15 protein-coding genes are annotated in these 13360 nt (G+C 33.1%); all 15 read right to left on the reverse strand.

The window, feature by feature from the left end; all coding sequences use genetic code 11:
* Positions 1 to 6: 6 nt before the first annotated feature.
* Positions 7 to 1101, reverse strand: a complete 1095-nt coding sequence (locus tag QM419_RS04115; RefSeq protein WP_414267220.1) for a phage tail tip lysozyme — start codon at positions 1099 to 1101, stop codon at positions 7 to 9.
* Positions 1101 to 3164, reverse strand: a complete 2064-nt coding sequence (locus QM419_RS04120; protein WP_414267203.1) for a hypothetical protein — start codon at positions 3162 to 3164, stop codon at positions 1101 to 1103. Before QM419_RS04120 ends, QM419_RS04115 begins: the two co-directional genes overlap by 1 nt.
* A gap of 9 nt (positions 3165 to 3173) precedes the next feature.
* Positions 3174 to 5681 carry an ATP-binding protein gene (locus tag QM419_RS04125; RefSeq protein WP_414267202.1) on the reverse strand — a complete coding sequence of 836 codons (2508 nt, stop codon included), beginning with the start codon at positions 5679 to 5681 and terminating at the stop codon, positions 3174 to 3176.
* Complete coding sequence (locus QM419_RS04130; protein ID WP_414267201.1) at positions 5665 to 6057, reverse strand: TcpE family conjugal transfer membrane protein; 393 nt, start codon at positions 6055 to 6057, stop codon at positions 5665 to 5667. Before QM419_RS04130 ends, QM419_RS04125 begins: the two co-directional genes overlap by 17 nt.
* A gap of 9 nt (positions 6058 to 6066) precedes the next feature.
* On the reverse strand, positions 6067 to 6285 hold the full coding sequence (locus tag QM419_RS04135; RefSeq protein ID WP_049504187.1) for a TcpD family membrane protein: 219 nt from the start codon (positions 6283 to 6285) through the stop codon (positions 6067 to 6069).
* 5 nt (positions 6286 to 6290) lie between these two features.
* Positions 6291 to 7211, reverse strand: a complete 921-nt coding sequence (locus QM419_RS04140; protein ID WP_414267200.1) for a conjugal transfer protein — start codon at positions 7209 to 7211, stop codon at positions 6291 to 6293.
* A gap of 8 nt (positions 7212 to 7219) precedes the next feature.
* Positions 7220 to 7693, reverse strand: coding sequence for a hypothetical protein (locus QM419_RS04145; protein WP_414267199.1), 474 nt, complete (start codon positions 7691 to 7693; stop codon positions 7220 to 7222).
* Entirely contained in the window at positions 7690 to 8157 is a 468-nt protein-coding gene (locus tag QM419_RS04150; RefSeq protein ID WP_414267198.1) for an antirestriction protein ArdA, read from the reverse strand. The genes QM419_RS04145 and QM419_RS04150 overlap by 4 nt, the downstream gene beginning before the upstream one ends.
* Before the next feature lie 22 nt (positions 8158 to 8179).
* Positions 8180 to 8548 carry a hypothetical protein gene (locus QM419_RS04155; RefSeq protein ID WP_414267197.1) on the reverse strand — a complete coding sequence of 123 codons (369 nt, stop codon included), beginning with the start codon at positions 8546 to 8548 and terminating at the stop codon, positions 8180 to 8182.
* A gap of 59 nt (positions 8549 to 8607) precedes the next feature.
* Positions 8608 to 8880: a hypothetical protein gene (locus tag QM419_RS04160; protein WP_001152052.1), complete on the reverse strand. Its 273-nt coding sequence runs from the start codon at positions 8878 to 8880 to the stop codon at positions 8608 to 8610.
* Positions 8881 to 8960: 80 nt separating this feature from the next.
* Entirely contained in the window at positions 8961 to 9281 is a 321-nt protein-coding gene (locus QM419_RS04165; RefSeq protein WP_414267196.1) for a hypothetical protein, read from the reverse strand.
* Positions 9278 to 10507: a replication initiation factor domain-containing protein gene (locus QM419_RS04170; protein ID WP_414267195.1), complete on the reverse strand. Its 1230-nt coding sequence runs from the start codon at positions 10505 to 10507 to the stop codon at positions 9278 to 9280. The genes QM419_RS04165 and QM419_RS04170 overlap by 4 nt, the downstream gene beginning before the upstream one ends.
* A gap of 278 nt (positions 10508 to 10785) precedes the next feature.
* Positions 10786 to 12537, reverse strand: a complete 1752-nt coding sequence (locus tag QM419_RS04175; protein ID WP_414267194.1) for an FtsK/SpoIIIE domain-containing protein — start codon at positions 12535 to 12537, stop codon at positions 10786 to 10788.
* A 19-nt stretch (positions 12538 to 12556) separates the two neighbouring features.
* A complete protein-coding gene (locus QM419_RS04180; RefSeq protein ID WP_414267193.1) occupies positions 12557 to 13027 on the reverse strand; it encodes a hypothetical protein in 471 nt (156 codons plus the stop codon).
* Positions 13027 to 13329 (reverse strand): hypothetical protein, encoded by a 303-nt coding sequence (locus QM419_RS04185; RefSeq protein WP_247934698.1) that lies wholly within the window; start codon positions 13327 to 13329, stop codon positions 13027 to 13029. The genes QM419_RS04180 and QM419_RS04185 overlap by 1 nt, the downstream gene beginning before the upstream one ends.
* Positions 13330 to 13360 lie beyond the last annotated feature (31 nt).

The following is a 13360-nucleotide window of genomic DNA, read 5'->3' on the forward strand; positions in this document are numbered from 1 at the left end:
CTTTTCTTATTTACCAATTACATATAAAAAGTTTTTTGCTTGGTCAGCAGTAAAGACACGATAATCAGTAATTCCTGTTCCTTGCATCGGTTGAATCACATTACATTCAGAAATCAATATCGAACCATCATCTTTAATATCCTCGATAAAGGCAACATGACCATAGGTTGCATGACTACCTGCTTGTCCTCCTTGAAACGAAACAGCAGAATGTTTAGTCGGTGTATTTGTCACCTCATATCCATCCTTGTGTGCCCAATCCTGACCATTTCCCATATACGGATCAAAGTTTATTCCAAATTCTTTTGCACGATTGAAAACATACCAAGTACATTGACCATACGGATAAGATTGAGTGATATAGTCAGCTTGATTTATTTCCTTATCAATCGAAAATCCACTAGGTAATTCAGTCGAAACCTGACCAAATGGAACATCTACGCTACCTGCTATTGCACTGCTACTTGATGAGCCATCTGATTCAATCGTACCTTTAAAGACTTCATACCACTTCTTACTGTCCTTTTCCAGCTTCTCTAGTTTTGTTTGACCGTCTGATAACAATACACCTTCATAATGTTCAGACCAATACTTGGCACTTTCAAAAGGATCAGTTGCCTTTTGCATATAATCTTTGACTTTTTTATAGCCATGATTTAATTCATAGCTCATTAGTTCTAGCTCTACTGTACTATCCAAAGTACGAGAACTTGCATTTCTCCATCTATCACCATTGATAGTATTATCCCAACCTGACCATTGGAAATATCCAGCAACCCCACCTGAAGGATTCGTTAGTTTAGGATCAAATCCACTTTCTCTTTCAGCATTTGCAAGAGACCCACTCGCTCCCTCTAAAGTAAATTTCTCTTTAGATAGTTGCCAGTTAAGAATCTTAATAACATCTTCTGCACGTTCCACCGATATATTCGCTTTTTGAGCTACTTCTTGTGCTGTTAAACGTGTTCTCTTTCCAGTCGTACTATCAGATGGACTACCTGAAGCAACACCTACAAATCCAATCATCAGAATCAAGATTAGAAATAAGGGTAGAATTGTCGCAATTATAGAACCAAAAATCTTTGCGTATTTTTTAGCTATCACTTCCTACCCCTCTTTCTTTCAATATTTACATTTGGAAGTTCTACTTTTTTATCTCTTCTCTTTTTCTTTAAACTACTAATCTCACCTCCTTTCATTTTTTTACTTTTCGGAGAATCCGTCTTTGTTTTTTTAGGTGAAACCTTGTTCAGAGGATTCACTTGATTCATTCTCTTATCTGCTTTTGCTTGAAATTCTGCTTTCTTTCTGGCTAAACGTTTTTCTCTCAAACGTTTCACCTCATTACGAGAACTATTTTTTATTTTCTCATGATAATCTGCCTTTCTTCCAAAAGATTTTCTTTTTGAATTTAAGTCTATAAACTTATTTGATTCTTGATTTCTAAATGAATTTGTACGAACTTCATAAAGGAATGACATTGCACGATTCCCTTTTTCTTTCATGGCATTAACCGTACCTGTTGTTCCATGTTTGACAGTCGCATAACAATCTATCATTCTACTATAAGATTCATTTCCTTTAACATCAGATACTTGTTCTTTAGCCAATCCTTGTTTTTTATCCAAGTTATTAGTTGGCGAGCGTAAATTTTTAAGGCGAGCTTGTAGACTTTCTTTGCCCATCTTCAATCCACCTTTTGCAAACTGACCACTAACTACTAATCCGTCTTTACCTGTCCTATACAATTTCTCTCGAATCGTTTTAGTTCCTTTATTCAGATTAAGTCCATTCATTTGACTAACAGGCAAACGCCCAATTCGTGAGAACATAGATAAAATCATTGCTCTATTCTTAATCATTAAAACTAACAATATCGCTTTAACAAAAATAACAACCAATACATTCTCACCAACTGCATAACCAATGAAGTTTGTTAAAGAATTATAGAAAAATACAAACAATGTTGTAGCTAATAATGTTACAGATGATAAAATCAGCATCGATATAGCTTTTTTATTAAATCCATGAATCAAATGTTCCATCTTTGGAAATAGACTGATCAATAAAATAAATGGCAGTATCAAAATTAAAAAGATATAAACCATTAAAAAGAAAAATCGTGATAAACCTAAAACAAGATAAACACTACCAACTACAATTACATCAACCAGTGAAGCAAAAGCATAGCTAAACTTTGCACCCCACTCATTTTTCAACATCTTATTTTCAGGATCTTTGTCTTTTGCAATATCCTTGATTTTTTTCTCACCGACAAGATGATCTCCATCACCCTGCTTATATCCAGCTAAATCTTCAAATTCCTTATCAGATAATTGAAATGAGCCATCTTCCTTTATTGGAGAGTTCATATACTTATAAGCCTTGATGATAGTATCATTAAAATAAGCATCAATCTCATTGGAACTTTCTGAAGTCAGAGTTTTTGTTATCTCACCATTAAGCGTAATTGTTGTTGTTCTGAATCCATCATATAAGTGAGTCAATAAATATTTATTTTGACCGTCCACATTGAATCTTATAAAATATAAACCAATTAGAGTATAGATCAGTACCATTTTAATAAATGACTTCATCACACTACCCTTACCAGTCGCAAACAAATACAATAGATAAACTGCCATACTAGCACCAACAACATAAACAACTTCTTTACTGAATAGAGAAGAAAATACTTTACTAGAATTGTCTATCGTATTATTCAATAAAGAAGTTATATCACTCATTCCATCAACTGCACCATAAATACCAGCAATAATCCAAAAGATAAATTTTGATACCCAAAATACAGCTTGCACAATCGAATTGAAGAAATAATTCATATTTGAATCAAATCCAAAAAATTTCTTATCAAAATAAACCTTACTAGTCAAATCAGACATTTTGGACTTATAATTTTCAAAAGTCAATTTGCTTGATTCTTCTTTTTTCTTTAAGGCTTCTTGTGTTTCTTTTGCCTTTTTGGCATTATCCAGTATTTTTTTTGTATTTTCAGCAGGATCGGTTAATTTTGGAGTATTTGTATTTTTATCAAACTCAATAATATTAAAATTATTATTCGGTAAAATTGGCTCAGTAGCACTAGCTACAAAAGGAAAGAAAAATATAGACAAAATAAATCCTAATAAAATATTCCTTCTCATTTTTCCCCCTTACTGTACTGATACTAAACTAGATTCAACTGTTTCAAATAATGGTAAAAACTCAGGGAAAATTGTACCATCTACTGTAATACGTTCTTTTCGTCCGAAAGTATCGTAATAGATACATTGACCCATTGTTTGATTTTCTAACCACGCTCTTGATAATTCATCATTTTCAACTCGTAAATGTTCCAGTATTGCTTCTGTTTCTGTATGTTCAGGAAAAGCAAAGACTGTACCAAATCCAGTTGTATCATCACTTGTTTTCAAGTCTTTTACGGATTGAGTTACCAATACTAAGAAATTGTTAAAGGAACGTCCTGTACGTTTGATACGGTTAACTACTTGTCGTCCAGCAGGAGTTGACATAATCTGCCATGCTTCATCAAGGAATAACATTGTTTCCTTATCTTTCTCACGTTCACCAAAAATCGCACAGAAATAAGTTAAAGCATACATAACGGTCAAACTTCTCAACTGAGTTTCAGTCATTTCATCTTTATTTGTACCTTTAGGCATATCAAGACCTGTAATTTCAACAATAATCACTTTATCATCTGTTTTCAAAACTTCTTGACTACCATCAGAGAAGCACAAAGATAGCAGTGAATTCTTTGAAATTCTCTTCAGGAAATAGCCAGCAGTAGCAACTTCTTCTTTTGCATTGCTTTCCAATTCTGCAAATACCTGCAACATACCAACCTTTTCACCAGCATTTCTACGCTCAAATACCTTATCAATCGCATCTAACAGATAGGGTTGAATCTTGATATAAGAATCTTTATCCAATACAGAAGCTACAAGTACTGTTGCTAATTCTGTCAACTCTCCTTCGTCTTCTAAAAATGAGAATGGATCAAGAACCCCTCTATTTTCCTCTTTTCGCATATCCAAAGTGATAAAACGAATAGAGTGTATAAATTTTTGAAGTGGTTTATAGGTACCAGCTTTTTCTAACTTAGCTAAAACTGACAAAAACTGTTTCTTCATTTCAGCTTTGGGATCGACATATAATACTCTAGCCTTAAATAGAGCATGAAAAACAAATAATAACTTTGTCAAGAAAGATTTTCCATTCCCAGTCGCACCAGTAATAGCTGTATGAGGATTGCTTGTTTCCTTTCCATGAATACCAATTTTATTCGCTTGTAGCAAGTTCGTAAACACAATATTGGTACTTGAATCCAAAGCACGTTTAAAATCTCCAAACCATGAAGCAATTTCTTTATCAATTCTAGCAATAGGAAAGCCAATATCTGTACCTACTTTTTTCTTTGTAAAGAAAAGATTCTCACATAATCCACGCAGACTTGAATATTGTAAATAACTTTCTCTTTTATTATCAATCAACTCTGTCAAACGACACTTATAGAATAAATAAACTTGATCTGCAACAGCCTTGACAATTTCAACTTCCATATCTTTCAATCTTGAAGCTAATACATCATACTTCACATTCAATTCTTCAATACTGTCACCAGTAATCTGTAACAAGTGAAGATACGTTACCATCAATTCCTTATTATCATGCTTCTCTTGAAAATCTTCTAACAACTCATGACTTTCCAAAACTTCAATCTTTTGAACATCATCATTCTCAGCAGTTTCATTTACTGTATTCCCAAGATTTTTACGTTTATTTCTTGCTTTTGTGCTCAAAGAATAGATTCCACTTCTTGTTGAAAAACGAACTTTCAACACACTATTGACAGGAAAACCAATATTCTTAATTTCCTCTAGTAAATGTAGATAAGAAACGTTTTTGGGATAAGCATATACAGGAATCGTTGCAACATAACTTTCTTCTTCACCATTGATCAGCTTCAAAGCATTTCCAGCACCAACTTCAATAATTGTTTCGTCCACATTCTCAATCGAATTTTCAAGCGCAACAATTTCACTTTCCTTATCATAGTATTGACCATTCAAAAAATGAATTCGATTCAATAGCTCTAAATCAGTTTTTTCAACTTCCTTAATAGTTAAAGCATGTAACTTTGTTTGAATCAATTCTTTCTGTTTTTCCCAATCCTTCCACCATTCAACTTTCGGCAACTCTTCAAAACCAATCATTTTCATAATTGTTTTTCGGAAAGTCATAATCGTCTGCTTAATCGTCACCTTAAAATCAGACGACACATTGACCGACTTTAAAGGTACAACTAAATAATCTCTTGACTCTGTTAAATATGTAACTTCTTCCTCTAGCCTTTCTTCTAGTTTTGAAATCACATAATTTCCTAATGGACTTGTACCAACATCTTGCTCAATATCCTGAGATAGTAAAGCGATCTTCTTTGCTAAATCTAAATCAAAGTTAATAGTATGAATCGCAAGATCATTGTATTCAGCAATACTAGACAAATTATTAAATACTAGGTCTTTGCTGTCCTCTTTCTCACCATCTTCAATCGTATTGATGACTTGTGGCTCTACTTCAAATACAGCCAGCACACTTCCATCTTTTAAGAGAATCAAGCTATCATCTATCGCCCAAATGTTATTCGTTAATTCCACGATAAATTCTTCTCACTTTCTCATATTTTTTTCCTTTACATAGATACATTGTTGTCCGTTCTCTATCATACTCAACCCAAAACTTGAAATAATCCACTAGAAATCGAAACAATGTTTTTCCATCAATCTTATTCTCAGATAATATGTTTCCACACCACCAACCAGCAAACAATGAAGTTACAAAACGAAAACCCCAATCCAATAAGGGTACATACCCTAGTAAGAACCATACTAAAATAAAACTTACTAAAGTATAGACTATAGTCGACATTTTTATCGCAAATGGTAAACTGAAATCCTCATTTATCTTATGTACCCAAATAGGTTGTTTAAAAGCAGTAGTATAAACATAGAGTTTTTTATCTTCCCTCCTCATAACATTTTCCTACTTGAATAATTCAAGGGCTTTAGACCAAATAGGCTTCGTAGCATTTAATACTGTCTCAGGATTTTCAAAAAAGAAAAGAATGAATCCTGCAACCAAAACAATCACAACAAGTTTTCCTAACTGCTGCTCCTTCCATGCTTTAAGAGCCTTCATACCAGCAAAAAATGCGACTGCTGGAACACCAAGTTTTGATACTAAAAATTGAAACAATGCCATTTATTCTATTCTCCTTTTTCTTCCTTTTTATTAAAATCAGATGGAATTGTGTGTTCCATCTTTTCTACAAAATAACTATCTTTATCTTGTCGTAACTCAAAACTAAAATTTTCGCTATGAGTTGTCCCAGCAACATCAAGAGTGATTTGAGCATAGGCAAGTATTTTCCCATCTTTTTCCTTGAAATAGGTATAATCCAAACTCTTGAATGTTGCTCCACCAATAGACTTAATTCCACTAGAAATCAAATCTAAGTTTGCTTGACTAGTCGTATAATTTTTAAAGAACAATTCCATGAAAGATACCAACTTTTTACGTTTTCCTTCTTCCATTTCATCATTCGCAACTAGAGATACATGATTCTCTTTTTCTACCCCATCAGCTTTAAAATCACTTACAGGAGAAAACCAAGACAATCCAGATACATAATACTTACCATTTTTTTCACCGTAAGGAATCGAAAATTCAATCCCTACTCGCTGGCTTTTATCTCCATTTTTTGTATCATAGATCACACGGTAAACAGCAATTCCATCTTTAGCACTTAACATTCGAGCACTAACAAGATTCATTTCCTGTTTTGTCTGACCTTGATTTTTTACATCAGGAACACTTCCATAATAGTCATTCAGTTTGGAGATATTTTCATCAGATGATCCAGCTTGTGAATCATAAGTAAAATATCTACTCACATAGCCATCTAAAAACTGTTCCAAAGTTCGATCTGTTTCTTTTCTTGCTTCGAAAACAGGAGATTCAGAAAGTCTTGCTTTCATTTTTGCAGTAGTCGATAAAGAAACAAACATAGAAAAAGCTCCGAATAAGACAAAAAAAGATAAGCCAGCTAAAAAAATCAAATTCGATTTTTTCTGGCTTATTTTTTTAATCTTTAATTGTTTGTCTTTTCGTGGCTTCTTTAAAAACATATTCCTCATTAAAAAGAAACCTTTCTATAAAATCCATTAGGAGTATTCAAAACTTCTCCTTGGTTAATAAATCCTTGAAATACTGTCACCCAATTCTCACACTTAAAAAAATAATCAATAACTGATTTATAATCTAACTCTTTCGTCAATTCAAAAATTGTATCAACTTCATCTTTAGAACAAAATCTATAATAAGTCGTTGCAATTTTTGTCACAGGAATATAACGCTGTAATTGAAATTTGACAATGTATTCATCACCATCATATAATTCCAACACTGCTTTCTTCAGCAAGTAAACCTCATCTAAAGACATAATCTTATCTACTTCCCAATCAGAAATCCCACAAATAAAAAAATTATCTTTTTCAATACCTCTATCTTTCATTCTTTCTAGGATTTGATCTCGACTGTACTTCATAATATCCAATTCACAAAGAAATTCAAAATTACCTTCGTTCAGAACCCTTATATTCGCTATCATCTTGATACAAAGTAACCTTTATCAACAAAGCTACCACCTTCTTCTAAACGAACATCACGACCAAATTTTTCATAGTCTAAATAAAGAAGCAACTTTTCCTTAGATAGTTCTACACCAAGTTCCTCAACAAGATATTCACCTAAATCTCTATCAGTTGCAACTTCAGGATATAAATAACAATCATCAAAATCATAACTATCTAAGTATGATGGATCAGAAGATTCTGTTTCAATAACCGATAAAACAATATCTTCATCTACATCTTCAATATTTTCAGCAATACTATTCGCTAAATCTAAAGTTAAATCTTCACAATTCAAAGTAGGCAAACCTTCAATCGAATCAATTGTAACCTCAATTTCTTGACCTTCATAGCCAAAGCGTTCAGCTACTTCTTCACTAGAGCATGGAAGCAAAACTCGTCTTACGATTCCTTTATAAATAACTAAAGCCATTAAATCCATTTTTATTTCCCTCCTTTACTTTCTACTGCAACAAAAACCAACTATCGTCCTCATGACCTAAATAGGTATATGATTCACTCAAACGATTGATGATTTCTTCTTTATGTTCTTCTACATAAGCAAATAATCGCTCTTCGTTGACTAACTGCTCATATTCTTCATGGTTTATAATTTTAGCAAAATCAATCAATGCTTCCTTCGTATCAACTTCTGTAAATGAATTGATTGCTACATTATCAGGATTACAACCTTCAAATTCTTTAAACTCCACACCATCAAAACTTTCATCTAACTTAGCAATAACTTTCTCAGGTAAATCCAATAAAGTTTTCCCATACACATAGTTTTTACATACATCAGAAAAATTATCGTAAACTACTTTAACACTCATTTAACTCTCCTTTCAAAAAATAAAAAGGAAGCCATAATTGACCTCCTTCACAATTTTCATTAAATTGAAGCTGAACGCTCAAAACTACAACCAATCGCAAATGCTCGATTTGTAACTTTATTAAGTTCCTTATTCATTGCATAATAACTAGACAGATCTTTCTTGATACATTCAAGAACTTGATACGGTAGTTGCAGTTCTTCTTCATTTTTTAGAAGTGCACTCAATTCACCAGCCATAGTCCATGCTTGTTTAAATTCTTGATCCTTCAGTTTTTTTGCAAGTTCATTCGACAAATCAATAATTTGTTTATCTTTTCCAGCTAAAGCCATTTTTATACCTCTTTCTTTTCATTTTTATCTTTTACATTTTCTAATTAGGCAGGCTGGAGAACGTTTCTTAACTTTCATATTCACATCCACCCCTCTAAATGAAATCGTTCAATCAAATTCAAACATTCATTTTCCATTTCTTCTTTGCTCCTTCTCAACAATCCAAACCATAATAGTTTTCGTTTCACATCAACTTGACTTGTCAAATATGATTCGTACTCAGTAATCAATCGTTTCAATTCAATCCAATCGTTCCTTTTTTTAGTTTGATGATATTTCTGAGATTGAAACTCAATATAGGCTTGATACTCTCTTGCTACCTTACTATCTGTCAAACCATCATAAAAATTTCTTGCAGGAATCAAGTATACAATTTTTTCAATGTCTTTATATTCAATCATTCTGTCCTCCCTAACTGATTTTGAAGAAACTCTAATTCTTTTCGCTGTCTAGGTGTAAGTTCTCCTGAATCCATTATCTTTTTCATATTCTCTTGCATGAACATTCGATCAATCTCAGACACAAATAATAATGAATTAGAAACCCTTTCTACCAACCATCTAATCGTCCTTTCCACTGAATAAGGTTCAGGGCTAACTGTTAGTCTGACTGCTTCATGATTTCCAAAAAGTTGTTGCCACTTGCTATCATACTTTCTAAAACCATGTTCATCAGTACCATCATAGATTTGTATCGCTCCTTGAAAAATTGACCTCGTTAATTCTGCAATTTCAGTACCAGCTAAGACTTCTGAAACAAATGCCCTAGCTTTTCCTTGCGAAAAACGAACTTCATAACGATTCCATATCCTAAACAGTCTGACACTAGCTGATACGCTAATTCCTTCTTTCTTTGCTATCTCGTATCTCTTTTCATAAAAGTTAAAATACATTTCAGATTGACGACTACCAAGATAGATTGATAAGCCTTGCCTATTTTCTGATTCAAATGGATTTTCAAAATCAAATCCTCCACCACCGACAAATGAAAAGCTCTTCAAATAAGGTGATACAATCTCTTGTTGATAGTATCTAGTCACTAGTGTTGACAAATCAAAATTCTCCTTCGTATCCTCCATTGCCATTTCATCAACTGCAATATCTATTCGAGTTACACTAAAATCACCTCCATAACACTTCTGAAACCTTTTTATAAAGTCAGTCCACGTTAGGTTACTATTTTCAAGATACATTTCTAATTGACGACAGCCTTGACCACTTAATTGAACCGTAATCCTATTTTTATCCTCTCCATTTTCACTAAAGCAGGAATTAAAGCCGAAAAACCAAATATCACCATAACGATACAACAGTTCATATTTCATAAATGAAGTTGTTTCAGGTCGAAGCATAACATCCAATCCAAAAAATTCTTTTGCCACAAAGTATACATCTGTTTCATTGTGAAGCGTAAATCTGAAATAGTCAATCATGTATCTTGTTAGATTAGTGTCACCGTTTTTTAAACTGAACTGATTTTTTATTTCTATGAAATCTTCCTTTTTCAATGTTCTATACCCATTTTCATAGGCTTTTAGGGTAGAAACAGGGATACCAGTCTTTAATGACAACTCTTTTCTTGTCATATTTAGTTCTATTCTAAATTTTTTTAAGTTTTTTCCTTCCATTTCTCCTTCAAAACTCCATTTTTTACCAAAAGGGACACAAAAAATCACTAAAGGGACACACCTTTATCCCTTATCGCCGTAAGCGTAAAGTGCATTTTGTAACTTTTGTTACCCACCTATTAGAATAGGTGGGTTAATTAGTATAGTCCAGCCCTCTAGTGAGCGCTAGTGAGCGCAGGCGTTCGTCGCTTCGCTTCCTCACTTCTGCTACTAGCTACTAGAGAGCTGGACTACACCAACTACCTTTTAACAAAGAAAAAGGGGGATCTCCCCTATTCTCATAGTTCGTATTCATCAAATGGATAATTTCCCAAAATATCAGACCATTTCTGAGTTCTTGACTTTTTCAACTCAAACAAATCTCTAACCAAAAGAACCTGATCCTGATTCATCACAATTATTCCATCTTCCCTCATAATCGTAATTTTTCCTAGTTCTTCTAACTTCTTCAATAAATTTTGAACCGAGGAAAAACTAACTCCAATATCCATAGATACATCACTTGCTTTAACAAGATCATTTTCATCTCTCTTTATTTCTTTTTTACTAGCCATCAAGTTTTGCACCATTTCAGAACTAGCTTTTTTAACTTGTCCTTTTTGCAATTCTTCTTTAGCTTGCATTTCTTCCTGTAAGACTTGTTTTTCTTCTTCAGACAATCCAGCTCTAGGATTCTCTAAAGGATTGAAGGGATTTTCTCGTCTATCTATCTTTTCATATTCATCATAAAATGATAATTTTCTTTCAAGTAACGGTGAATAAAATTCCCTCGCTACTTCTCCATAAACACAAGCATAACCACGACCATAAACACGCTTACCAGCAAGATATTTCACATACTTAAATTCCTTGTTCCTATTGATTTCCCCAAAGGCTAGGTCATAACCTACCTCGTCCAATCGACCAACAGAAATACGAAAGTTAATGTTCGCTTGAAGTTTAGAGCCTAAATCTTCTCTCGAAGGTTTCTGCATAGCTATTACACCAAAACAACCAGCTTGCCTTCCTAAAAGTAAGAATTGCCCCATAGCATTGTCTAAACGCTGTCTTGTTTGAAAATCAAGCATAGCACACAAGGCATTATATTCATCACAAACTAAGAAATAAGGCTCTAAGCCATACTCATAAAACTTCTTCAAATCCTTATCACCATGTTCTGCACGTTCCTTGCGCATATAAGAATAACGTGCAAACATAATTTCTACTGCTCTTTCTACCATAGAGACTATATCTTCTGCTTCATAAAAAATACGACTTTCAAAAGCTCTTTGTTCTGCCATAGTCACAAAGTCAGCTTGTTTTGGATCACCTATATCCACTACACCAACTTTAGCCATTGCACGAATCAATGTTCTCAATAATACTGTTTTACCACCACCAGTACCACCAACAACCAATAAATGAGGATCATCAACAGGATTCCAATAAAGATTCTTCATCAATTGAATACCCTTATCCGAATAGTTAACATCAGTCACCTTGATCCGATTCAAAAAAGCAGAATAGGCAAGTTTATAAGTCTTAAACTTAATATCGTCCTGAACTTCCATAAAGTCCATGAAAAAGGTTGTTTCAAGTTCACTAGCAATCTTTTTAAACTTTTCCTGAAATTTGTTTCCAGCCATTTTAAAGGCTACATCTAAATCATAACGATTCTGTTTCAAGTAAACAACAGGGAAGACAACTTTATCAATCGTACCTGAATCTCTTTTCACCTTCTTTGTATAAGAATATCCATTTTCTTTCAAAAAGAAAGCCAGTTTAGATAGTCTTTCCAACTTTTGAAATAGGAATATTCTTTCTTGTGAAAACCATGTTAAATAGATACTTAAAACAACAAATACAATCAACAGGATCACAGAATTAACAATTGATGATATATCTAAACTTTTGATTTTTTCAAAATTTTGATACACATAGAATCCAAGTACAGGACTAAATATCAAAAAGAAAAAAGAAAAGATAAAGTATCTAAGATTCACCATGTAAGGCTTAATCTTAATTCCCCTATATGCAGGAAATAAACCCATATCTTTTCTCCTTTAGCAATTATCCTTTATGTTCTTGTTTATGTTCTTGTTTATGTTCTTGCTTTTGATCCTGTTTAGGTTTGGCAGCAGTTTTTTTTAGCTTATCAACTACAAATACGAATCGGTGTTTATTAGGCTCAACTTGATTTCGGTCAGCCTTACGCATACCATGATATGCAATCAACAACGTATCAAAATCAATAATTTCTTGATATCCAAGATTCAAAGCATCAATTTCTTCTGCTGATTGTTCAGTTACTTTCAAGAATACAGTGTCTTCTTGTCCTTCTGAATATACTAGAACTTCAACACCATCATAATCACCTTCTCCTGTTTCAAGATCAATATTTACAAACTGTGCCCCTTCATTCTTAATAAATTTACAATTCCCCAAAACTTCCTTTGGATTTAACAACAAATCATTCAAAATACGATATTTTTTTGAAAAAATTTCTACACGATTTCCAAGTTCTAGTCCGTTTTTAGCCATTATTTATTACCTCCTACACGTTTAAGTCCTTTAGCCAATACATTTGTTGAAGCAGAGAAATTCGGTCCTTCAACATAATCTTCTAGGAAAATTGGATCAATAGGTTCAACTTCCTCATTTACTTGATATGTAGCCATATCTTTTGGAGTGATAATCGAGAACATACCATGTTTCCCATTCATTACAATATGTCGAGTCCCCTCAAAAGGCTTACCTTCAATAATTGCTGGTGCTTTTTCAGAGCGTACATAGTTAGCTTTCCCAATCGCTTCAGGATTGAATTTAAAGTTTTCAATTTTCATTTCTTATTTTCCTTTTCTATTTACATTTTTA

Source organism: Streptococcus infantis (assembly GCF_047464715.1).
GTDB classification, from domain to species: Bacteria; Bacillota; Bacilli; order Lactobacillales; family Streptococcaceae; genus Streptococcus; species Streptococcus infantis_S.

Excerpts from the sequence above, each read along its gene's own strand:
- QM419_RS04120 (WP_414267203.1), bottom strand. The coding sequence starts at position 3,164 with ATGAGAAGGAATATTTTATTAGGATTTATTTTGTCTATATTTTTCTTT.
- QM419_RS04130 (WP_414267201.1), bottom strand. The coding sequence starts at position 6,057 with ATGAGGAGGGAAGATAAAAAACTCTATGTTTATACTACTGCTTTTAAA.
- QM419_RS04135 (WP_049504187.1), bottom strand. The coding sequence starts at position 6,285 with ATGGCATTGTTTCAATTTTTAGTATCAAAACTTGGTGTTCCAGCAGTC.
- QM419_RS04140 (WP_414267200.1), bottom strand. The coding sequence starts at position 7,211 with ATGTTTTTAAAGAAGCCACGAAAAGACAAACAATTAAAGATTAAAAAA.
- QM419_RS04145 (WP_414267199.1), bottom strand. The coding sequence starts at position 7,693 with ATGATAGCGAATATAAGGGTTCTGAACGAAGGTAATTTTGAATTTCTT.
- QM419_RS04150 (WP_414267198.1), bottom strand. The coding sequence starts at position 8,157 with ATGGATTTAATGGCTTTAGTTATTTATAAAGGAATCGTAAGACGAGTT.
- QM419_RS04155 (WP_414267197.1), bottom strand. The coding sequence starts at position 8,548 with ATGAGTGTTAAAGTAGTTTACGATAATTTTTCTGATGTATGTAAAAAC.
- QM419_RS04160 (WP_001152052.1), bottom strand. The coding sequence starts at position 8,880 with ATGGCTTTAGCTGGAAAAGATAAACAAATTATTGATTTGTCGAATGAA.
- QM419_RS04165 (WP_414267196.1), bottom strand. The coding sequence starts at position 9,281 with ATGATTGAATATAAAGACATTGAAAAAATTGTATACTTGATTCCTGCA.
- QM419_RS04170 (WP_414267195.1), bottom strand. The coding sequence starts at position 10,507 with ATGGAAGGAAAAAACTTAAAAAAATTTAGAATAGAACTAAATATGACA.
- QM419_RS04175 (WP_414267194.1), bottom strand. The coding sequence starts at position 12,537 with ATGGGTTTATTTCCTGCATATAGGGGAATTAAGATTAAGCCTTACATG.
- QM419_RS04180 (WP_414267193.1), bottom strand. The coding sequence starts at position 13,027 with ATGGCTAAAAACGGACTAGAACTTGGAAATCGTGTAGAAATTTTTTCA.
- QM419_RS04185 (WP_247934698.1), bottom strand. The coding sequence starts at position 13,329 with ATGAAAATTGAAAACTTTAAATTCAATCCTGAAGCGATTGGGAAAGCT.